Source organism: Tianweitania sp., from assembly GCF_032053605.1.
Taxonomy (GTDB): domain Bacteria; phylum Pseudomonadota; class Alphaproteobacteria; order Rhizobiales; family Rhizobiaceae; genus Tianweitania.
In genome coordinates, this window is the sequence record NZ_DAMBUH010000034.1 from 14,396 (window position 1) to 36,336 (window position 21,941).

General features: G+C 61.8%; 20 protein-coding genes. 7 read left to right on the top strand and 13 right to left on the bottom strand.

The window, feature by feature from the left end; genetic code table 11:
* Positions 1 to 65 precede the first annotated feature (65 nt).
* From RTX98_RS10050 to RTX98_RS10060, 3 genes are all read right to left on the bottom strand, one after another.
* Positions 66 to 1,208 carry an alpha-hydroxy acid oxidase gene (locus RTX98_RS10050; RefSeq protein ID WP_312796353.1) on the bottom strand — a complete coding sequence of 381 codons (1,143 nt, stop codon included), beginning with the start codon at positions 1,206 to 1,208 and terminating at the stop codon, positions 66 to 68.
* A 10-nt stretch (positions 1,209 to 1,218) separates the two neighbouring features.
* A complete protein-coding gene (locus RTX98_RS10055) occupies positions 1,219 to 1,833 on the bottom strand; it encodes a helix-turn-helix domain-containing protein (RefSeq protein WP_189507539.1) in 615 nt (204 codons plus the stop codon).
* A gap of 225 nt (positions 1,834 to 2,058) precedes the next feature.
* Positions 2,059 to 2,628, bottom strand: coding sequence for a peroxidase-related enzyme (locus RTX98_RS10060; protein ID WP_312796356.1), 570 nt, complete (start codon positions 2,626 to 2,628; stop codon positions 2,059 to 2,061).
* Between the two features lie 244 nt (positions 2,629 to 2,872).
* Here RTX98_RS10060 and RTX98_RS10065 point away from each other — a divergent pair, with 244 nt between their 5' ends.
* The gene (locus RTX98_RS10065) at positions 2,873 to 4,312 is read left to right on the top strand and encodes an NAD-dependent succinate-semialdehyde dehydrogenase (protein WP_312796357.1); all 1,440 of its coding nucleotides are present in this window, start codon (positions 2,873 to 2,875) and stop codon (positions 4,310 to 4,312) included.
* Between the two features lie 24 nt (positions 4,313 to 4,336).
* Here the strand turns inward: RTX98_RS10065 and RTX98_RS10070 are convergent, their stop codons facing one another.
* The 10 genes from RTX98_RS10070 to RTX98_RS10115 form a co-directional block, all read right to left on the bottom strand.
* Positions 4,337 to 4,774 (bottom strand): TA system VapC family ribonuclease toxin, encoded by a 438-nt coding sequence (locus RTX98_RS10070; RefSeq protein WP_312796358.1) that lies wholly within the window; start codon positions 4,772 to 4,774, stop codon positions 4,337 to 4,339.
* On the bottom strand, positions 4,771 to 4,998 hold the full coding sequence (locus RTX98_RS10075) for a CopG family transcriptional regulator (RefSeq protein WP_312796359.1): 228 nt from the start codon (positions 4,996 to 4,998) through the stop codon (positions 4,771 to 4,773). The genes RTX98_RS10070 and RTX98_RS10075 overlap by 4 nt, the downstream gene beginning before the upstream one ends.
* A 100-nt stretch (positions 4,999 to 5,098) precedes the next feature.
* Positions 5,099 to 5,941 (bottom strand): DUF296 domain-containing protein, encoded by an 843-nt coding sequence (locus RTX98_RS10080; protein WP_312796360.1) that lies wholly within the window; start codon positions 5,939 to 5,941, stop codon positions 5,099 to 5,101.
* Positions 5,938 to 6,696, bottom strand: a complete 759-nt coding sequence (locus RTX98_RS10085) for an SDR family NAD(P)-dependent oxidoreductase (RefSeq protein ID WP_312796361.1) — start codon at positions 6,694 to 6,696, stop codon at positions 5,938 to 5,940. Before RTX98_RS10085 ends, RTX98_RS10080 begins: the two co-directional genes overlap by 4 nt.
* A 12-nt stretch (positions 6,697 to 6,708) precedes the next feature.
* Positions 6,709 to 8,358: an acyl-CoA synthetase gene (locus RTX98_RS10090; RefSeq protein ID WP_312796362.1), complete on the bottom strand. Its 1,650-nt coding sequence runs from the start codon at positions 8,356 to 8,358 to the stop codon at positions 6,709 to 6,711.
* Positions 8,355 to 9,527: an acetyl-CoA acetyltransferase gene (locus RTX98_RS10095; RefSeq protein WP_312796363.1), complete on the bottom strand. Its 1,173-nt coding sequence runs from the start codon at positions 9,525 to 9,527 to the stop codon at positions 8,355 to 8,357. The genes RTX98_RS10090 and RTX98_RS10095 overlap by 4 nt, the downstream gene beginning before the upstream one ends.
* A complete protein-coding gene (locus RTX98_RS10100) occupies positions 9,524 to 10,384 on the bottom strand; it encodes an IclR family transcriptional regulator (RefSeq protein ID WP_312796364.1) in 861 nt (286 codons plus the stop codon). Before RTX98_RS10100 ends, RTX98_RS10095 begins: the two co-directional genes overlap by 4 nt.
* Entirely contained in the window at positions 10,381 to 11,184 is an 804-nt protein-coding gene (locus tag RTX98_RS10105) for an SDR family NAD(P)-dependent oxidoreductase (RefSeq protein WP_312796365.1), read from the bottom strand. Before RTX98_RS10105 ends, RTX98_RS10100 begins: the two co-directional genes overlap by 4 nt.
* 68 nt (positions 11,185 to 11,252) lie before the next feature.
* Positions 11,253 to 12,263, bottom strand: a complete 1,011-nt coding sequence (locus RTX98_RS10110; RefSeq protein ID WP_312796367.1) for a TRAP transporter substrate-binding protein — start codon at positions 12,261 to 12,263, stop codon at positions 11,253 to 11,255.
* A gap of 56 nt (positions 12,264 to 12,319) precedes the next feature.
* Positions 12,320 to 14,191, bottom strand: coding sequence for a TRAP transporter large permease subunit (locus tag RTX98_RS10115; protein WP_312796368.1), 1,872 nt, complete (start codon positions 14,189 to 14,191; stop codon positions 12,320 to 12,322).
* A gap of 404 nt (positions 14,192 to 14,595) precedes the next feature.
* Between RTX98_RS10115 and RTX98_RS10120 the strand changes: the two genes are divergently transcribed.
* From RTX98_RS10120 to RTX98_RS10145, 6 genes are read left to right on the top strand one after another with little or no spacing between them, the layout of a single operon-like run.
* The gene (locus RTX98_RS10120) at positions 14,596 to 15,582 is read left to right on the top strand and encodes a BMP family protein (RefSeq protein WP_312796369.1); all 987 of its coding nucleotides are present in this window, start codon (positions 14,596 to 14,598) and stop codon (positions 15,580 to 15,582) included.
* A gap of 10 nt (positions 15,583 to 15,592) precedes the next feature.
* Positions 15,593 to 16,990 (top strand): amidase, encoded by a 1,398-nt coding sequence (locus RTX98_RS10125; protein WP_312796370.1) that lies wholly within the window; start codon positions 15,593 to 15,595, stop codon positions 16,988 to 16,990.
* Positions 16,991 to 16,996: 6 nt separating this feature from the next.
* Positions 16,997 to 18,517, top strand: a complete 1,521-nt coding sequence (locus RTX98_RS10130; protein WP_312796371.1) for an ABC transporter ATP-binding protein — start codon at positions 16,997 to 16,999, stop codon at positions 18,515 to 18,517.
* The gene (locus tag RTX98_RS10135) at positions 18,507 to 19,556 is read left to right on the top strand and encodes an ABC transporter permease (protein WP_312796373.1); all 1,050 of its coding nucleotides are present in this window, start codon (positions 18,507 to 18,509) and stop codon (positions 19,554 to 19,556) included. Before RTX98_RS10130 ends, RTX98_RS10135 begins: the two co-directional genes overlap by 11 nt.
* Positions 19,553 to 20,497, top strand: coding sequence for an ABC transporter permease (locus tag RTX98_RS10140; protein WP_312796374.1), 945 nt, complete (start codon positions 19,553 to 19,555; stop codon positions 20,495 to 20,497). Before RTX98_RS10135 ends, RTX98_RS10140 begins: the two co-directional genes overlap by 4 nt.
* 16 nt (positions 20,498 to 20,513) lie before the next feature.
* Positions 20,514 to 21,803: an amidohydrolase family protein gene (locus RTX98_RS10145; RefSeq protein ID WP_312796375.1), complete on the top strand. Its 1,290-nt coding sequence runs from the start codon at positions 20,514 to 20,516 to the stop codon at positions 21,801 to 21,803.
* The last annotated feature ends 138 nt before the right edge of the window (positions 21,804 to 21,941 follow it).

The following is a 21,941-nucleotide window of genomic DNA, read 5'->3' on the forward strand; positions in this document are numbered from 1 at the left end:
CCTTGAGCTAGTCAGACCTATAAAGGTGCTGCTGCCCTCATCCAAGCGGCATAATACCCCGCTACCTAGCGAACGATATGTGGTGCGACTTCGCTCGGCCGCTCCAGTCCCAGCATCGTCATGGTCAAATCCATTTCTCGCTTGAGCATGGCGAGGATGGCATCCGCCCCGGCCTCTCCGCCCGCCGCTAGTCCCCAAAGCGGAAGCCGACCGGCTAGAACAGCCTTGGCGCCAAGCCCGATATACTTGAGCACATCACTGCCGCGCTGAACGCCGCTGTCCGCGAGTACCGTTAGTCTTTGACCCACGGCTTCCGCGATGTCCGGCAGGATACGAGCGGTCGGTGGCGCTGAGTCGAGGTTGCGCCCCCCATGCGTCGACACAACAACCGCATCGGCACCGAGGTCGGCTGCTTTCAGAGCGTCGGCAACTGAAAGAAGCCCCTTAATTACGATCTCACCGCGCCATTCCCGGCGTAGAGCTACCAGATCATCCCAATTTAAACGGTGCTCCAGTTGCACGGCTTCGCCGCTCGGCGCCCCTGTGATCGCAACGCGATGTTCGGCCGGGTAGTGGCCGTAAGTCGGCATACCGGTAGTCCGCAGGTACGCCAGGATGACACCGAACAACCAACCCGGATGCAGCGCCATGTCGAGCCCCACGCGGATCGAAGGCTTCATCGGCATCCCAAAGCCGTTGCGCGCATTGTACTCGCGGTTGGGTCCGGTCGGAGTGTCGGCTGTCACGACAAGCGTGGTGACGCCGCTTGCCCAAACTCGATCAAGCAGCGCCTGCGTCAGAGCCCGGTCGCGCCACATGTAAAGCTGGAACCAGATGTCGGCGCCCGGTGCGCCGGCACGAATGTCTTCAACGGCGGTGATCGACTGCGTCGAGACGCAAAAGGGAATACCGGCTGTGGCTGCCGCCCGCGCCAGTTTCGTCTCGCCATCGTGAGAGACCAGGCCCGCCAAGGCTGTCGGCGCGATAATTAGGGGCAAAGCATGGCGCTTGCCGAAGAGGGTGGTGCTAAACTCGCGCGCACCGTGGCCGGTCAACGCACAAGGCGCAATCTTCATCGCATCCAAGCTCTCGCGCAAAGCACGAATGGCGATCTCGTTCTCCGTACCGCGGTCGATGTACTCGAACAGACCCTTCGGCAGCTTGCGCCGCGCCAAGGCGCGATAATCATGAAAGTTCTGCGGTCGCATTGAGGTCCGTTCAGGCCGTCAGGACCCAGAGCACCTGCGCATCTTCCGGACCTTTCGAGGTCCAGACATGCTCGGTATTAGCGTCGTAATACATCGAGTCGCCCTCGCCCAGCTCCAGCGGCTCATAGAGCTTGCTATGGACGACTACCGTGCCCTTCAGGACCCAGATATAAATCTCAGCGTCTGACTTCGGCCAAACTTTGTACTCATCGGGCGAGCGAGCGACCACCTTGGTGAGGATCGGCGTGATGCGCTTGTTCTTCAGGTCCGAGCACAGCAGCTTGTTCTCGCAGCTTCCCGACAGATGCGGCTGGCCCATCCCAGCGCGCGTCACGCTACGGCGCCCAAGGAGGCTCGGAGGTTCTGTCGGGTCGCTTAGCATGGTTAGAACGTCCATGCCGAACCCGTTGGCAATGCGCTGCATCGTCGAAATAGTCGGAGATAACTCACCTCGCTCGATCTTCGAAAAAGCCGAAGTGGACACGCCGGAATGTTTGCTCGCCTGCTGCAGCGTCCAGCCGCGCTCCTTGCGTAGTGCCTGCAAACGCGCACCGACATCGATTTTCGGCGGTGGCGATGCGAAGGCGGCAGGCGTAAGCTGAAGACTATCGAGGTCGACATTCATGCTTCGCCGAGTGCTCCTTTAACTTGCAAGTTCTTAGAGCCATCGGCGAGAAGCTTGCGTCATCTTCTATAATTTAGGAGCCTCACACGTAGCATCCGGTCGTATGAGCTACCAGAGTGCTTGTACATTGAGAGACATTTTTCTCTTATCGGATAATTTTGGATCATGGTACATGCGTCATTGTGCTCGATGTGCTACCGCATAGCGTCAAGAGGTGGCTGTGTCTCACCGCCCCATCGCATAGAACTCGTCGTTTGCACGCATGTTCGTCGCGTTGGCCAGCCGGTTGGACATGGCAAAGAACGCGGCCACGGCCGCGATGTCCCAGATATCTGAATCCGTGAAATCGTGCTCCTTCAACGCAGCAATGTCGGCGTCGCCGACCTCATGGGCGCGCTGCGAGACCTTCAGCGCGTAATCCAACATGGCCATCTGGCGCGGCGTGATGTCGGCCTTGCGGTAGTTGATCGCAACCTGATCGGCGATGGTCGGGCTCTTGGCGCGGATGCGAAGGATGGCCCCATGCGCTACAACGCAATACTGGCACTGGTTCACGTTGCTCGTCGCCACCACGATCATCTCGCGCTCGGCCTTGGTCAGGCCACTTGGCCTGTCCATGAGCGCATCATGATAGGCGAAGAAGGCCCGGAACTCGTCCGGTCGGTGCGCTAGCGTGAGGAACACGTTCGGTATGAAGCCTGATTTTTCCTGCACGGCGACGATCCTTTCGCGGATATCGTCCGGCAATTCGCTGAGTTCCGGAACCGGAAAACGGCTGATGGCGGGTTTGCTCATGACTTCCTCCCTGAAGCGTCGCATTCCATTCTTCAGCCTGGACCATAGATAAGTCGTTCGCGCTGAGCCAGCATGGGTTGCGTTGGTGTTCCATTCGGTTGATGCCTCGGCTCTGAGGCGTCATAGAAGCGTCGCGCATCATCAAGCAGCATGACCCCGAAGAACGGGATCACTTCTGCGCCGGCCCATCAGCGAGAACGAAGCCGATCAAACCGGGCCAACCGAACTCTGGAAGGACAAGAGCATGACAGCCTATCCCAACACCCAGCTTCTCATTGACGGCGTTTGGCGCGACGGCAGCGAAGGCCGGACCATTGATGTGGTTGATCCCTCGAATGGCGAGGTGATCGGCACGGTCGCTCATGCCAGCCGCGCGGATCTCGACGCCGCTCTGGCTGCCGTCCAGAAAGGTTTTGAGATCTGGCGCGACGTCGGCGCATTTGATCGGTCCAAGCTGATGCGCAAGGCTGCCGAGCTGCTGCGCGAACGCGCCGGCGAGATCGCGCCGATCCTGACCATGGAACAAGGCAAGCCACTGGCCGAAGCCAAGGGCGAAGTGTTGGCTGCCGCCGACGTGATCGACTGGTTCGCCGAAGAAGCCCGCCGCACCTACGGCCAGATCATCCCCGCCCGCACCGCTGGTGTCACGCAGATGGCGATCAAGCTGCCGGTTGGTCCTGCCGCCGCCTTTACGCCGTGGAACTTCCCGATCAACCAGGTCGTGCGCAAACTGTCAGCCGCCATCGCGGCTGGCTGCTCCATCATCGTGAAGGCACCGGAAGAAACGCCGGCCTCGCCCGCAGCCCTCCTGAAGGCCTTCGTGGATGCTGGCATTCCCGCCGGCGTGGTGAACCTTGTTTACGGCGTGCCGTCCGAGATTTCGGAATACCTCATTCCGCATCCGGTGATCCGCAAGATCTCCTTCACCGGCTCGACCCCAATCGGCAAACATCTGGCGGCTCTCGCCGGCCAGCACATGAAGCGCGCGACGATGGAGCTTGGCGGCCATGCTCCGGCAATCGTCTTCGATGACGCGGATGTCGCTCAGGCAGCGAAGGTGCTGGGCGGCTCCAAGTTCCGCAATGCCGGTCAGGTCTGCGTGTCGCCAACCCGCTTCCTCGTGCAGGACAACGCCTACGACCAGTTCCTCGACGGCCTTGTCGATTACGCCAAGTCGATCCGCGTCGGCAGCGGCATGGAAGCCGACAGCCAGATGGGTCCGCTCGCCAACGACCGTCGCATTCCGGCGCTTGAAGAGCTGATCGCCGACGCCGTCCAGCAGGGTGCGGAAGTGAAGACCGGCGGCCGCCGCATCGGCAACAAGGGCAACTTCTTCGAGCCGACGATCATCGCCAACGCGCCGAAATCCGCCCGCATCATGAACGAAGAGCCGTTCGGCCCGGTCGCCATCGTCAACCGCTTCTCTACGCTGGACGAAGCCATCGACGAAGCCAACCGCCTCCCCTTCGGTCTAGCCTCCTATGCCTTCACGCGCTCGGCTGAAACAAGTCAGGCGCTTGGCCTGCGGATCGATGCCGGCATGACCACGATCAACCATCTGGGTCTCGCTCTGCCGGAAGTCCCCTTCGGCGGCGTGCGCGACTCCGGCTACGGCACGGAAGGCGGCTCAGAGGCGATCGAGGCTTATCTCGTCACGAAGTTCGTGACGCAGCTGACGGCCTGACGAGTAATGTGACCAGCTGCCGACCTAGCCGCCAGCAATCAGGTGGAGGGCGGACTTGCCGCCCTTCACCGCAGCCGGCGACAGCTTACGATCAAAGGTGGCGAGCTGCCGGCCATGCGCTTTGGCAAGTGCAAGCAGGTAGGTGTCGGTGACTTGCGCAGGCGTGGAGATATTTTCGGGATCTACGTGATGAGCCCCAACCAGGCTTACATCGTCGGACCAGAAATGGTGACCGGGTAATGTGTGGAATTTGCCAACGGCTTTTGCGACTTCAGCCGGTGAGCCCTGCCTGTTGGGATAGCGAGGATTACTGAGAATGCGTATTACGTCGTTCTCCGTAATGGGGCAGGTCGCAAAAGATGCAGCGCCGCTTGTCTGGAACCACCTTTGCGCTTCCTCATGCGCGATATGGAAGGTGTCAATGAGCGCGATAAGCACATTCACGTCGAGAAGATACGTCAAGGCAACTCGTCGCGCAGATCGTTCACCATCTCCAGGGTAACGGGAACTGCGTCAGGACGTGGTGTCAGCAGCGGTACACCGTTGCGTTCGCCTGTGAAGGCCGGCCGCCGCAATGAGCGGCGTGCAAGATCTGAGATGATCTCACCGAGGCTGCGATCCTGCTGTTCAGCCATGACTTCGGCCGCAGCCAAGACATCGTCATCAATCGTCAGCGTCGTGTGCATGACATTCCCGCTTTTAGGCCTACGCGGTTATATAGATCCAAGCTGATCTTCGCTCAATGGGTTACCATGTGGCTTGAGACCGTCCGTCTCTACGTGGAGCTTACCCCTCAACGATCAGTAACTCGCAAGTCACGCAGACCGGGTTCGTGCCACGCGTGATTTCGCCTTCGAAAATCGCGGCGTCGATGTCCACGATGGCGATGTCAAGCGCTGCTCTACCGGCTTCGACCCGCCCTTCGCGGATAAAAAGTTCCGATGCATAAGAGGCCATATGGGTGCCATCGGCGAAGTCGCAGCCGACGAGGCTGCCGATGCCATGCAACGTGCCGCTGGTTATGCCCGCGGACTTCGCTGCATCCTCCACCGCTGCATGGATGTCGGTGTTGGGCTTGATGCGAAGCAGAACACCCCGGTCCTCATCAGGCTGAACTACGCCGTTTGGCACGGGCGTCAGCAGCGTGAAGTTCGTTTCCGCGTCCTGTTGCTGGTCAAAGATCGCACCGGAAACAGCGTAGACCGTTGCCTCGACCTCTTCGGCAAACATCGCTTCATGCGGGATCAGATGGCCGGCGCCGCGGAAGCCGTCGGCGTGGACCCAGATGCCGTGGCAGTGGATAAAGGGTTTGCCTTGTCGGCGGCCGAAGGACATGACGAGGCTTTCCCCGAGCGCCACGCCATCCGGTTGCCGCGTATCGCTGTACCACGCCGCATGACTGTCGTCGGGACTCGGCGCCGGTATGACGTAGACCAAAGGCGCAAAGCTGCCGCCTTCGATCTCGATGACGGCGCTGTCGATCCCTTCAGAAGCAAGCGCTTGGGCGACGGCCTCCAGCACGGGCACGCCGGCTGCAAAGCGCAGGTTGAGGCGGCGCACCGAACAGGTCTCTGCCAACATACGCGGCTGGTCCGGAGTGCCGGGATGATGAATGGAACGCAGGCTCATTCGCGCACCATCAGGCCGGCCGATACGAAGCCGCCGTCCACCGCAAGGGTTTGGCCGTTGATGTAGCTCGCTTCATCCGAAACGAGGAATGCGACGGCATTGGCGATCTCGCGCGTCGTTCCGTATCGCTGTTGCGGAATGCGCTGGTGCCATTGCTGACGCACGTCGGGCGTGTGGTGGAGGTCGGTAAGCGGCGTGTTGACGGCGCCCGGTGCGACCGTGTTGACGCGGATATTGTCGGCGCCCCATTCGGTACAAAGGATGCGCGTGAGATGGCTAACGGCCGCCTTTGACGAGCCATAGCTCGCTCGGCCCTTATTGCCGAGCAGGCCGGATACCGAGCCGATGTTGACGACTGCACCCGGCATGCTGTTGGCCAGCCAGTAACGGGCAGCGGCACGCGCGACGATAAAGGTGCCGGTGAGATTGACGTCGATAATGCGGCGGAAGTCTTCGACCTTCATGTCGACGGCCGGTGTGTCCTGGCCGATGCCAGCACAGTTGACGACCGCACCAAGCGGGGCGCCATCTGCGGCACGTGCAATGATGGCATCTACTGCCGTTTCATCCGTGACGTTGGCTTCGTGGCCTTGATCGCCGGAAATGCCGAGCTTGTCGCAGGCTGCATCAAGAGCATCCTGTTTCAGGTCGAGCAGATGCACCTGCCAGCCGCGCGCATGCAGGACACCGGCGATGTCAAAGCCGATCCCGGAAGCGCCGCCGGTCACGACGACGCTTTTGAACTGAACTGTCATGCTTGATCCTCCTCAGGCGCTCAGCCGCTGCGGCGCTTCGTTGAGGTCGCCACGCTTTTCCAGCTCCTCGCGGATCAGCTTCTTGGCGATCTTCCCGTAGGCGGATTTCGGCATCTCCGGCCAGAAAACATAACGCTTCGGCAGCTTGTAGCGGGCGACCTTGCCGTCGAGCCAAGCCGCCAATTCACCCGCCTCCACCTGCTCACCTGCGCGTGGCACGCAGACGGCAACGCCGACCTCACCCCACACCGGATCAGGCACGCCGAGGATTGCGACCTCTGAGATTGCGGGATGCTGCAGCAGCTTTTCCTCGACTTCGCGCGGATAAACGTTGGAGCCACCTGAGATGTACATGTCGGAAGCGCGACCGGTAATGTAAACGAAGCCCTGCTCGTCCATGTGGCCGAGATCACCGGTGCGGAACCAGCCATTGCGGAAGCTTTTCGCGTTGGCTTCCGGGTTCTGGTAGTAGCCGGCAAAGACGGCCGGTCCGATGGCGCAGATTTCACCGGTTTCGCCCTGCGCGACCTCGTTGCCTTGGTCGTCCTGGATCTCGACCTGCATGCCAGTACGCTCGAAGCCGCAGGTGCCGATGCGCGCATGCGGGCCGTCTTCCGCACTGTGCATGATCGGCGGCAGCACGGTTATGGCGCCTGTGACTTCGCCTAGCCCGAAATACTGTACCAGCACCTTGCCGAGCTTATTGAGCGCGCGCTTCTGGTCCTCACGATACATCGGCGCGCCCGCATAGATCACGTAGCGCAAGGAGGAGTGGTCGTAGCGATCGACCGCCGGGTCTTCGACCAGCATCTTAACGATGGTCGGAACGGTGAAGAGATTCGTCACCTTCCATTGCTCGACCAGCCGCCACAGCCCGTCGATGTCGAACTTCTCCGTCGGCAGCAGGATCGTGGTGCAGCCATGCGCGACCTGGCACAGCTGGTGCACGCCGGCGCCATGCGACAGCGGCGCGACCACGATCGAGCGGTCTTCATGCGTGGTGCCGGGGAAAAGATCGCCGTGATGGTTGTTGATCACAAAAGCCATTTGGCCATGCGTCAGGACGGCAGCTTTCGGCCGGCCCGTGGTGCCGGACGTATAGAAATACCAGCAGGGATCGTCGCGATCGACAGCGGCAGCCTTGACCATCTGACCGAGATTGCGCGCGACGATCGCGTCATAATCCTCACCGAAGCCTGCCTCGCCGATGGCGATGAATTGCTGCAAGGCTGGGCTGGCATTCCATGATGCTTCAGCATGTCCGGCAAAAGCAGCCTGGCAGATCATCAGCGATGCGCCTGAGGATTGCGCAAGATAGGCGACTTCATCAGGCGTCTGGCGGAAGTTGGTCGGTACCCAGACCGCGCCGACCCTGAAGGCCGCGAACATGGATTCGAACATCTGGTTGCAGTTCGATGACTGCACCAGAATGCGGTCGCCTTGTCTGACGCCGAACTCGTGCACGAGTGCATAGGCCATGGCGTTGACGCGCGCTTCCATCTCGCGCCAGGACCATTGCCGATCCGCCCAAACGAAGCCGACGCCATCGCCAAGCCGGCGTGCTTGCTGGCTAAGAAAGGTAGCAAGGTTCATGACGCGGGTGGTGCAAGGCGTCACACCGCCCTTCGGATCATCCGCAAGGTTTACGTCGGGCACGCTCATTTCACGCGCTCCAGGATGGAAACGAAGTTCGAAACGGCCGCGCCACCCATGTTGAACACGCCGGCGAGCTTGGCGTCCGGCACCTGAATGCCGCCCGCCTCGTTCATCAGCTGCATGGCCGCCATGACATGCATGGACACGCCGGTCGCGCCGATCGGATGGCCCTTCGACTTCAAGCCCCCTGAAGGATTGACCGGCAGCCGTCCTCCTTTGGCGGTCGTCCCCTCGCGCACGACCTTGTAGCCCTCGCCCTGCGGTGCGAGCCCCATCGCCTCATATTCGATCAGTTCGGCGATGGTAAAGCAGTCATGCGTTTCCACAAAGGATAGATCGTCCAACGTCACGCCGCCCTGCTCCAGAGCCTTGCGCCATGCCGCGCGTGGCCCATCGAAGGCCAGCACGTCGCGGCGACGGCTGAGCGCGAACACGTCGTTGACATTGGCGCGGGCTCGGAAGCCGATCGCGCGGTTCAAACCGGCCGCCGTTTCCTCGTCCGCCAGCACGAGCGCCACGGCACCGTCGGAAACGAGCGAGCAATCGGTGCGCCGCAACGGTCCGGCCACGCGCGGGTTTTTGTCCGAAACCTGGTTGCAGAAGTCGAAGCCAAAATCCTTGCGCATGTGCGCATAGGGATTGTTGACGCCGTTGGCGTGGTTCTTGGCCGCGATCATCGCGAGTTCTTCCGAACGGTCGCCATAGCGCTGGAAGTAGTTCTGCGCGATGCGGCCGAAAACGCCGGCAAAGCCGCCTTCAACATCGGCTTCTTCCTTGCGATAGGAGCCGCCGAGCAGGATGTCGCTAACGCGTTCGGTGGGCACCGCAGTCATCTTTTCGGCACCCACGACCAGCGCGATGCGACCACGTCCGGACTCGATGAAGTCCATGGCCGTGTAGATCGCCGACGAGCCGGTCGAGCAGGCGTTTTCCAGCCGCACAGATGGAACGGCGGCCAGACTGCCTTCCACCATGCCGACCAGCGCGCCCTGGAATTCCTGTTTTGAAAAGCCCCCATTGAGGACGCCGACAAAGATGCCGTCCACGTCTTCGGCTCCAACGCCCGCATGGTCCAGCGCCGGCGCGACAACGGACGCCATCAGCGCTTCCGTGTCAGAAAATTCGGTCTTGCCGAACTGCGAATGGGACCAGCCCACGATCTGTGCCTTGCTCATAGCGATGCCCTTCTCCCTGCAAGTCGTTGCGGTGCTGCGTTTCGTGCCTTAGGCCGCTTGTCTGCCCGTTCCCGGTCGATCATGCGCGCCAATTTGCATTCGATGCGCGCTGCTTCTTCGCGCAGAATGGAAGCCAATTCGCTTTGCCGTGGCTCCTGCACACGGCTGTCGATGGCAGCCAGGCTGATGGCGCCGGCGAGCCGGCCATCCGGGAAGCTTAGCGCCACGCCAATGCCCCAGGAATTGGCGAAGATCATGCCGGGATTAACGGCATAGCCCTTCATGCGCGTGCGGTTGAGTGCTGCACGAATGTTCGGTAAGGGCACTTCAGCGAAGCCGGTGGCGAGTTCATCCGCGTTGCGCGCCAGCACCTCGTTCACCTCGGCATCATCGAGGGTGGCAAGCATCGCGAGCGAGCCGGCGCCGATCCCCAGCGGATGCTCGAAGCCTTTCAGCAGCGCGTGGGTGCGGATGGGGTAGGTACCCTCTTCCCGGTGTAGGCAGATCGAATGCGTATCGCGGCGGATCGACAAGAAACTGGCATCGCCCGTTTGTCGGGAAATGCGGATCAGGCTTTCCATCGACATTTCCAGTAATCCGAAGCGCGGCGCTGCGAAGGAGCCCAGCACATAGGCTTCCTCTCCGAGGTAATAGCGGCGCTCCACCTCGTCCTGATCGACCATCTTCGCGCGCATCAAAGCGAGCAGCAGACGCCGCGTCGTCGCCTTGTTGAAGCCGCTGCGGCTGACGATCTCGTTGAGCGACATGCCCTCTTCCGAGCTTCGCCCGACAAGCGACAGCAGCTTCAGCGCCCGGTCGACGCTCTGCGAGCCGGTGATGTCGCTCGCCTCACTCAATGCGGCACCGGAACCGTGCAGCTCTGCCCGCCATCGACCGGCAAGCAGACGCCATTGATGAATTTGGCCTCGTCAGACGCCAGGAACAGCGCGGCATGCGCAATGTCCCACGCGTCGCCCATCTTGCCTCCTGGCAGGGCGGCATTGCGCGCCACGACCATCTCTTCGGCGGAAGCATATTGCGATGAAATCTGCTTGTAGATCAGCGGCGTATCGATCAGGCCGGGCACCACACAGTTGGCGCGAATGCCCTGCCCGGCATACTGGATGGCGATCGCCACCGTGGCTTGGTTCACGGCGGCCTTGGTCGCGTAGTAGGCAAAATAGGGATAGCCGGTCCACCGCATGGCGGCCAGCGAGGAAATGTTGACGATCGCCCCGCCGCCCGCTTCCAGCATCTGTGGAATGACGGCTTTCGCCGTACGATAAACGGAGCCGAGGTTGAGGTCGACGGATTGCTGAAAGCGCACCTCATCCAACTCGACCGGACCCGCCATGTGGGTCACGCCGACATTGTTGTGCAGGACAGTTATCGCACCAAAGGCGACACGCGCCTGCGCCACGGCGTCTTCGATCGAGGCGAGCTTCGTGACATCGGCCGCGATCGCGATAGCCCGCCCACCCTCGTTTTTGATGATGCCAGCTGTTTCCTCTGCCGCCGCCACATCCAGATCGACGCAGGCCACGGCAGCACCTTCGCGGGCATAAAGCACTGCGGCGGCCTTGCCGTTGCCCCAACCCGGCCCGGCGGACCCGGCGCCGAACACAATGGCGGTCTTGTTCTTCAAGCGGTCTGCCACTTGGTCCTCATTTCCAGGAAAGTTGGCCGCCGCCTCAGATCGAAGCGGAGACCGTTGTCGCGCAGTGATCAGGTCAGGCTGGTGCCGACGGCCTTTTCCAGGATGCCCCAGGCTTCATCGCCGAACTTGCCCTTCCATTCCGAATAGAAGCCGGCATCCTTGAGCTTGGCGCGGAATGCGGCCTTGTCCGGATCGGTGAAGGTCATGCCGAGCTTTGTCAGCTCTTCGCGGACCGTGTCATTGAGCTTGGCCGTATCGGCGCGCTGCTCGTCAGCCTTGCCGTTGAGGTTCTTGGCGACGATCTCGCGCAGGTCTTCCGGAAGCGCTTCCCAAGAGCGCTTGTTGGCCAGGAACCAGAAGCCGTCCCACATGTGGTTGGTCATGGCCACATTCTTCTGGACTTCGTAGAGCTTGGCCGTGGAAGCGATCGCGAGCGGGTTTTCCTGGCCATCCACCGTGCCGGTGGACAATGCAGTGTAGACTTCCGCGAAGTTGATGGTGGTCGGAGCCGCGCCGAAGGCCGTGAACATGGACTGCCAGAGCGGGCTTGGCGGAACACGGATCTTGAAGCCCGACAGATCGTCCGGCGTGTTGATCGGCTTGCTCGAGCTGGTGATCTGGCGGAAGCCGTTGTCCCAGATCTTTTCCATGGGCACCAAGCCCTTCTTCTCGATCTCGGCACGCGCATAGGCGCCGAGTTCGCCGTCCATGGCCTTCCAAACGGCAGCATAATCCGGGAAAGCAAAGCCGATGCCCGAGATCGCGGCGTTCGGCACCAAGGTCGACAGGATCAACGGCGACAGCGAGAAGAACTCGGTCGCGCCGGATCGAAGCTGCGTCAGTGTTTCCGTGTCGTTACCAAGCTGGCTCGACGGAAAGACGTTGATCTGCAGCCGGCCGCCGCTTTCTTCCAGGATCTTGTCCGTGGCTTCCTTCAAACGAATGTTGAGGGGATGCGTGGTCTGCAGGTTGTTGGCGAACTTGTACGTGAACTCGGCAGCGTTGGCTCGGGTGTGGAATGCTGCACCCAATGCAAGCGTACCCGTCCCCAACAGCATGGTGCGGCGATTGATGATCATGTCGTTCAGTCTCCTCCTTGATTGAACTTGGCAGATTGTTCGCTAGGCTCGGCGCCTTACAGGAAGGCGAGCGAGAACCAGGGTACGGCAGCGATTGCCAGCAGCCCGAGAACCAGCGCGCCGATATAGGGCCAGATCGCGACCATCGCTTCGTCGGGTGACACATTGCCGACCTTGCAGGCGATATAGAAGCCAACGCCGATCGGCGGCGCCATCAAGCCGATATTCATCGCGGTCACGATCACCATCGAATAATGGATGTCATTGATGCCCAGCGCGCGGGCAATCGGAAACATGATCGGCGCCAGCAGTACGATTGCCGGCAGGCCCTCCAGCACGCAGCCGAGCAGCATGAAGAGGCCGATCGAAAGCAGCATGAAGGTGAACCAGCCGCCCGGCAGGTTGCTCATCGCGTCGCGCAGATGGAAAGCGAAGCCAGTCTGCGTCAGCGCCCAAGCCATGGCTGCCGCGGTTCCCAGGATCAGCAGGATAGCGCCCGACATCGCGGCGGTTTCCACCAGCATGCTGTAGATGCGGCGCGGCGAAATCCCGCCGTAAAGCACCATGCCGATGACGAAGGCGTAAAGCACGGCGATGGTCGAGACTTCCGTCGCAGTCGCAGCACCGCTGGCCACTGCGCTGCGGATGATGAAAGGCAGAACGAGGGCGGGTGCTGCAAGCAGCGCCACCTTCAGGATGGTCTTTCCCGAAGCGCGCTTGATGCCTTCCATGCTTTCATGCCGGGCCTTGAAGCGGGCCAGAATGGCGAGCGCGACCAACAACACCATGGCGATCGCAAAGCCGCTGGTGAAGAGGGCTGCAATGGACACCCCGGCAACCGAACCCAACACGATCAGCACGATCGAAGGCGGCACGGTATCGGCCATGGCGGCACCGGTCGCCAGCAGCGCGATCATCTCACTCGGCTTGTGGCCCCGCCGCTTCATTTCCGGAAACAAGGCCGGCGCGACGGTTGCCATGTCAGACACCTTTGAGCCGGAAATGCCGGACACCAGGAACAGCGAGCCGAGCAGCACATAAGACATGCCGGCCTTCACATGGCCGAGCAGTGACGCGAGAAAATCGACGATCGCCTTGCCCATGCCCGTGGCATCCAGGATGCAGCCAAGCAGCACGAAGACCGGCACGGAAAGAAGGATCAGGCTCGACATGCCCTCATCGATCCGGCTCACCATGACAACCAGCGGCATGGACGTCGTAAACGACAGGAACAGCAGCGTCGCGATGCCGAAGCAGAAGGCGATCGGTACGCCGAGCGCCAGGCAGAGTGCGGCGCCGCCCACGAGGAAGATCACGATATTGGCGTCGCCCAGACCTTTCAGCGTCGGCGACAGGAACCAAAGGACGGCGCAGATTGCGATGACGAACGCGGCTGACGCCAGCACGTCGACCAGCCGCGACGTACGGAAAAGCCGCACCACCAACAGGCCCAGCATCAGCGCCATGCCAACAGCGATCGCCGAGACACGGTATCCGACGGGAATGTTGAGGGCGGACGACGTGATGTCCATTTCGCCCACCGCATATTCATAGGAATGTGGTAGGAGAACAATCAGGAACGCCCCCATTAGGACAACGCCGAACGTCTCTACGAATTCGCGCCGCCGTTCCTGCATACGCGACAGGAACAACGTGAGCCGCAGATGCTCGCTGCGATCCACCGCGATCGCGGTACCGAGCATGGCCAGCCAAAGAAAGGCAATGGAGGAGGCTTCATCGACCCAGACGATGGGTCGGTTGAAGAAATAGCGCGAGACGACGCCGGTCAAAAGCATGCCGATGATCGCAATCAGCAGCACTGCCGCGATTGCCTCGATCGGCCGCATGAAAGCGGAGCCGGGCGTGGCTTCCAGCGACTCGGACGGAACGGTGAACTCGTCCGTTGCCGGAACAGCGGCTGTACTCATGATCATCCTCCCCTGTCGTCGACCGGCGGAGATCAGGCGTAAAACGCCATTCGATCTCAGCCGCTCCTCCCAGTGCGACATAGTCGTGATCTCAGCCGTCCTCACAGCTGCAATCAGTCCAGAATACAGATCGCCTCCGCAAACAGCTTGCAAGAGGATTTCTTAAATTATTGTTTTCGATTGAATTTTCGCAATTGCAAAGATCCACAATGTGGACCTCATTAAGTCGGAGTACCGCGCGTTAGGTTGAGCAGTTGGCAATCGACCAATTAAGTGAGTCTGATCTGCCAAATTTGATATCCGACATCAGCTGTGGGTTGCTTAAATGATAAGCATTGCACATCCTTGACTTCATTATAGGCTCTATCTAACGATCTCGGCAAAACCATGCTGGGGAACAAACCATGTCTAGCAAGATCCTTATGTCTCGGCGCGGGGTGCTCGCCTCCGGCCTGGCACTCGGCGCATCCGCCTGGATCCCGTCCGCTCGCGCCGCAGCGCCGATCAAGGTCGCCGGCATCCACGGCTCACCAGTGGAGAACGCGTGGAACTCGGTGTTGCATAAGGCGCTGCAGGACGCTGCGTCCGAAGGCGCGATCGAGTATGTCTTTTCTGAAGGCGTATCGGGCCCGGATTATCCCCGTGCCATGCGCGAGTACGCTGAGCAGGGCGCCAAGCTGATCATTGGCGAGACCTTCCCGGTTGAGAAGCAGGCGCGTGAGGTGGCTGGCGACTACCCGGAAACGGCCTTCGTCATGGGTTCGAGCGGCAAGGAAGCCGGCGACAATTTCGGCGTGTTCGGAACCTGGAACTTCGATGGTGCCTATCTCGCAGGCATGCTGGCCGGCAAGATGACGAAGACCAATGTGGTCGGTTCCGTTGGCGCCATGCCGATCCCGGAAGTCAACATGCTGATCAACGCCTTCGGTGAAGGCGTGAAAGCGGTGAACCCGGAAGCCAAGCATCTCGTCACCTTCATCGGCACCTTCTTCGATCCGCCGAAGGCGCGCGAAGCTGGGCTGGCTCAGATCGAAGCCGGTGCGGACATTCTGTTTGGCGAGCGGATCGGCACGGCCGACGCCGCCAAGGAGCGCGGTATCAAGGCAGTCGGCTCCCTCATCGACTACACGCCGCGTTACCCGGATACCGTTTTCGCCAACGCGCTGTGGGGCTTCCGCCCGGTGCTCAATGCGGCCATCGCAGACGTCGCAGCCGGCAAGCCGGTTGGCCGCGACTACACCGCCTATGGCCTGATGAAGGAAGGCGGCAGCGACATCGTGTTCGTGAAGGGTGTTGCATCCGCCGAAGCGGAAGCCGCGATGGAAGCCAAGCGCGCAGAGATCAAGGCAGGCACGTTCGAAGTGCCAAGGATCATGGACGAGCCAAAATAACGCGCTCGCAATGAATGATGATGCCACGTCACTGGCTGAGGCGATCCGAGAGGGTCGCCTCAGTGCCATGGAAGCCATGCAAGCGGCACTCGCTGCTGCTGAGCGTCGCTCCGATCTCGGCGCGATCGTCCACCTCGACCGAGACCTTGGATCGAACGCAGCTAAGGCGGCGGACGCGCTGCTTGCCAAGGATGCGGCTGGCGATCGTCCGTTCCTCGGCGTGCCCAGCTTAGCCAAGGATCTCGGCGGACCGTTCAGCGGCCTTCCCGTCGCGGCCGGATCCGACATGATCGACAGGCAATCGGCCCAATTGGATTCCGATCTCGCCGCGCGTCTTCGCAACGCAGGCCTTTGCTTCTTCGGCCTCACCACCGTTCCGGAACTGGGCCTGTCGCTGTCCAGCGAGCCAGCGACCGGTCCTATGTGCCGCAATCCGCTTGATACCGCCCGGACCCCAGGCGGCTCCTCCGGGGGTGCGGCTGCCGCTGTGTGCGCCGGTATCGTTGCGATCGCACATGCCACCGACGCAGGCGGATCGATCCGAGTGCCAGCGGCCTGTTGCGGCCTCGTTGGACTGAAGGCGACACGTGGCGCCATGCCCGGCGGGCCAGGCTTTGGCAATCACCTCGGCGGCATCGTCAGTGAGCTTGCTCTTTGCCGCTCGGTTCGCGATCTCGACACGATTTTCCACTTTGCCAGCGGTGCAGCGCGCGGACCCTTTGCCGATCCGCATCTACATGCGGCACAGACAGGCGCGCTGCGCATCGGTGTGCTCACCGACTTTGGTACCACCTTCCCCATTGATCCCCAACGCGCCACTACGATCGAAGCTGCGGCAACGTCACTCGAAGCCGATGGCCACACCCTTGTTCCGATCGCCTGGAGCAAAGTCGAGAAAGCCGTCTCCGCAAGCGGCACGGCGCTTGGCGACATCATCGCCGTCAATCTCGCCAACTATGTCGATGCGGCAGAGCTCGATGCTGAGAAAGCCGAGCGCCTCACCCGCGCCTTCATCCGCAGGGGTCAGGCACTATCCGGCCAGGCACTGTGGGCCTCGCTCGACGCTGGCATCCACGCCAGCCGCGCGCTGTGGGACATCTTCGAGGATGTCGATTGCCTCCTCACGCCCATGCTGTCCAGCGCGCCGCTTCCGCTTGGCTCCTTCCCGTTCGACCATGATGAGACGGAACTGCAGATCAGGCGCATGACCGCGTTTGCGCCGCTTGCAGCACTGGCCAACATAACGGGTTTCCCTGCGATCACCCTACCCTTCGGCGCCGATGCAAACGGCCTGCCGCTGCCGATCCAGATCATGGCGCCCATGGGTCATGACCTGCTCCTGCTTGCGCTTGCTGCACGTCTAGAGCAAGAGGAGCGCTGGCAGCACCGCTTCCCCGTGGCAAATTGAAAACGCATGAGCAAACCGGTTCTTGAAATCGTCAGCGTCAGCAAGCGGTTCGGACCGACGCTTGCCAACGACAACATTTCTTTATCGCTCGCTCAGGGTGAGATCGTCGCGCTGCTGGGCGAAAACGGCGCTGGCAAGACCACGCTGATGAGCATCCTGTTCGGCCATTACATGGCCGACGAGGGCTGCGTTCTGGTGGATGGCCAAGAGCTGCCGCAGGGCAAACCGCGTGCGGCTATTCGTGCCGGGATCGGCATGGTCCATCAGCACTTCGCACTGGCACCTAACCTCACCGTGCTGGACAACGTCATAACCGGCACGCAAAGCCTGTGGTCGCCAAAATTGCGCCGCAGCGAGGCGCGCGCCAAGCTTCTGGCGATCTCCGAACGCTTCGGCCTTAAGGTCGATCCCGACGCCCGTCTCGGCGACCTGTCTGTCGGCGAGCAGCAGCGCGTCGAAATCCTCAAGGCGCTCTACAACGAAGCCCGCATCTTGGTTTTCGACGAGCCGACGGCCGTTCTGACCCAGACGGAATCCGAGCGGCTGTTCGCGACGCTGAAGGACATGGCCGCGCAGGGCCTGTCGCTCATCTTCATTTCTCACAAGCTGGACGAGGTCATGTCTGCCGCAGACCGCGTCGTGGTTCTGCGCGGCGGTCGGCACGTAGCGGAACGCAAGACCTCTGAAACCAGCAAGTCCGAACTGGCCGAACTGATGGTCGGCCGCACGGTGACCCGTCCCGTGCGCGAACCATCCACACCCGGCGAACTGGTGCTGGAAGCCGCCGCCGTGACGATTCGGTCTGAGGGCGTCGACCAGCTGAAGGCCGTCGACTTTCGGCTTCATGCTGGCGAAGTGTTGGGCATCATCGGCGTGTCCGGCAACGGCCAGCACATGCTCGCGCAATTACTCTCCGGCACCCGGTCAAAGACGGAAGGCGACCTTCTGCTCTACGGCAAAGCCGTGGACAACCTGTCGGTCGCCGATGTCGTTTCAGCTGGCATCGGCCGCATTCCGGAAGACCGAAACAAGGAAGGCGCCATCGGTGAAATGGCGATCTGGGAAAACGCCATCCTCGAACGGGTCAAGGCTTTCTCCAGAGGTGGCCTCGTCGATCGCAAGGCGGCCATCGCTTTTGCTCAGACGATCATCGACCGCTTTGACGTCCGCGGCGGCGCTCCGACAAGCCGTATCCGTCTGCTGTCCGGCGGCAACATGCAGAAGCTGATCCTCGGCCGTAACCTGATCGATCGCCCGCGCATCTTGCTCGCCGCGCAACCGGCCCGCGGCCTGGACGAAGGGGCCGTCGCCGCGGTTCACGAGCGCATCCTCGAAGCCAGGCGGCAAGGCACGGCCGTGCTTCTGATCTCGGAGGACCTGGACGAGGTCATGGCCTTGGCCGACCGCATCCAGGCAATCGTCGGCGGCAGGCTTTCACCAGCGATTGCCGCCGAAGAGGCGTCCGCGCGCAAACTTGGACTGATGATGGCCGGCGAATGGACGACGGAGGTGCCGCATGCGGTTTGAGCGGCGAGAACACCGGCCGATCGCGCTCGTGATCGCCACACCCCTAATCGCGATCGCCGCCGCCCTTGTTCTGGCTGGCATCCTGATCGCCATCGCAGGCGCTCCGGTGTTGGAAGCCTATTGGCTGATCCTGAGAAGCGCCTTCGGCTCGCGTCTTTCGGCAACCGAAACGCTGACCCGCGCCACCCCCTTGATCCTGACCGGCCTTGCGGCGGCGGTAGCGTTCCGGGCGCGCCTTTGGAACATCGGCGCGGAAGGACAGCTCTATCTCGGCGCCATCACCGTCGCCTGGGCCAGCTCACAGTTTTTGGGCGATCTTCCGGCGATCTTGCAAATCCCTCTGCTGCTCCTGCTGGGCGCGATTGCCGGCATGATCCTTTTGCTGGTGCCGCTTTGGATGCGGCTGCGCTTCACCGTCGATGAGGTGGTGACGACCCTGCTCCTCAACTTCGTTGCCGTGCTGCTCGTTTCGATGCTGATCGACACCGTACTCAAAGACCCCATGGCCTTCGGCTGGCCGCAGTCGCAAGCGGTCGCCGATGCCGCCATGCTGCCGAAACTCCTGGCCCGCTCACGCCTTCACCTAGGCCTGGGGATCGCCGTTGCGCTGGCCTTCGTGCTTGCCTTCGTGCAATCGCGAACCGTGTTCGGCATGCAGTCCCGTGCCGCCGGTCTCAACCCGGAAGGCGCGGTCTTTGCGGGCGTGCCGCTTGGACGCACCCTCGTCATCGTCGCCTGCATATCCGGCGGTCTCGCGGGCCTCGCTGGCGCCGTCGAGGTCATGGGCGTGCAAGGCTATGTGACCACCGAACTGTCGCCCGGCTTCGGCTATTCCGGCATCGTCGTTGCGATGCTCGCCAACCTCAATCCCCTCGGCGTCGTGCTGGCAGCCCTGTTCACCGCCACGATGTTCGTCGGCGCCGACGGGATGAGCCGCAGCCTCGGCATTCCCAGCTACATCGCCGACGTCATCGTCGCTCTGTCCTTGCTGACCATGCTCGTCGCCGTTTTCTTTACGCAATACAGGATCCGCCGATGAGTGCCGCTTTCGACATCATCGCCTCGGCGGGTCTGTGGGCGGCAGTCCTTCGCATCGCCACGCCGCTGATCCTTGGCACGCTGGGGGCACTTCTGTGCGAACGCGCCGGCGTGCTGAACCTCGGCATTGAAGGCATCATGACCTTCGGCGCGATGATCGGCTGGCTATCGGTCTACAACGGCGCGGATCTCTGGACCGGCTTTCTGATTGCAGCCTTAGCCGGCGGCTTGTTCGGCCTGCTGCATTCGCTGCTGACCGTGACGCTCGGCCTGTCGCAGCATGTGTCCGGCCTCGGCGTAACCCTGTTTGCCTCCTCGTTCAGCTATTACGTCTTCCGCCTGGCCGTACCGGTGGCCGGCACCCCGCCCACCATCACGCCGTTCCAGCCGATCGCTATCCCGGGCTTGAGCGACCTCCCCTTCATAGGCCCGGCCTTCTTCTCTCAAACGACCCCGACGTATTTCGCGATTATCCTCGCCCTCGTCCTCGCTTATGCAATCTTCCGCACCCCTCTGGGCCTCGCCATCCGCATGACCGGCGAGAACCCGCACGCGGCTGAAGCGCAGGGCATCAACCCGATGGTTGTGCGGTACGGCGCCGTCATCGTCGGCAGCGCGCTGATGGGCATGGCCGGTGCTTTCCTCACGCTGTCCGCCTTCAACAGCTTCTTCCCGACCATGGTGCAGGGACGCGGCTGGATCTGCATCGCGCTGGTCGTGTTCGCTTCCTGGCGTCCCCTGAGAGCCCTGCTCGGAGGCCTGTTGTTTGCCTTCTTCGATGGCTTCCAGCTGCGCCTGCAAACCGTGCTTGGCGGGGCTGTGCCCTACCAGCTCTTCCTGATGATCCCCTACATCCTGTCCATCGTGGCGCTTGCGCTGATGGCTAGGCGTGCCCGTGTTCCGCAGGCGCTGATGCAACCCTATCGGCGCGGCGAGCGCTGACCTCTAGGAGTTTCCCATGTTCGACCTGATCGTCCGCAACGCCAATCTGCCCGATGGCCGGCAAGGTATCGACATCGGCCTAGCCGGCGGCAAGATCACTGCGATCGAGAAGAGCCTGCCGGCCTCGGCCGGTCAGAAGATTGATGCCACCGGCAGGCTGGTCAGTCCCCCACTTTGCGACCCGCATTTCCACATGGATGCGACGCTCTCTCTCGGCCTGCCGCGCATGAATACCTCCGGCACGCTTCTGGAAGGCATCGCGCTTTGGGGCGAGTTGCGGCCGCTGCTGACCAAGGAAGCCCTCGTGGAACGCGCACTTCGCTATTGCGATCTGGCCGTCAGCCAGGGCCTTCTCTTCATTCGCAGCCATGTCGACACGTCCGACCCGCGTCTTGTTACGGCCGAGGCTTTGATCGAAGTTCGCGAGCGCGTTGCGCCTTACATCAAGCTGCAACTCGTCGCCTTCCCGCAGGACGGCTATTACCGTGCGGCAGACGGTGAGACGTCCCTGCAGCGCGCCCTCGACATGGGCCTCGACATCGTCGGCGGCATTCCGCATTTCGAACGCACCATGGACGAAGGCCGCCGGTCGCTCGAAGCTCTGTGCCGGATCGCGGCCGATCGCGGTCTGCCCGTCGATATCCATTGCGACGAAACCGACGACCCATTGTCACGCCACATCGAAACCCTGACCGCCGAAACGGTGCGCTTCGGTCTGCAAGGTCGCGTCGCCGGCTCGCACCTCACTTCCATGCATTCCATGGACAACTACTACGTCTCGAAGCTCATCCCGCTGATGGCGGAAGCCGAGATCAACGTGATCGCGAACCCGCTGATCAATATCATGCTGCAGGGCAGACACGACACCTACCCGAAGCGTCGCGGCATGACCCGTGTGCCAGAACTGATGCGAGCAGGGCTCAACGTTTCCCTGGGCCAGGACTGCACGATGGACCCGTGGTACTCGATGGGCTCCGGCGACATGCTGGAAGTCGGCCACATGGCCATCCACGTCGCGCAGATGGGCGGCATAGAGGACAAGAAGAAGATCTTCGACGCGCTGACCATCAATTCCGCGAAGACCATGGGCCTCGAAGGCTACGGGCTTGAAGTCGGTTGCAATGCCGACCTCATCATCCTGCAGGCGGCCGATATCATCGAAGCGCTGCGGCTGAAGCCGACACGTCTCGCCGTCATCAAGAGCGGCAAGGTCCTCTCCAAGAGCGCGCCTCGCATCGGCGAGCTCTTCCTTGATGGACGCCCGGCCAGCATCGATCCCGGCCGGGACTATGTTCCTGCGGGTTGAGGTCAAGTTGGCAGCGATCCACCTCGTCGCTGCAGATCTCCAAAGCTCAGCCAAATTTGCCAGAACGGCGTGACGCTACTCACACGTAGCGATTGACCACGTTTTCCAGCCATTCCTGCTTGCCGGAACGCGGCTGCG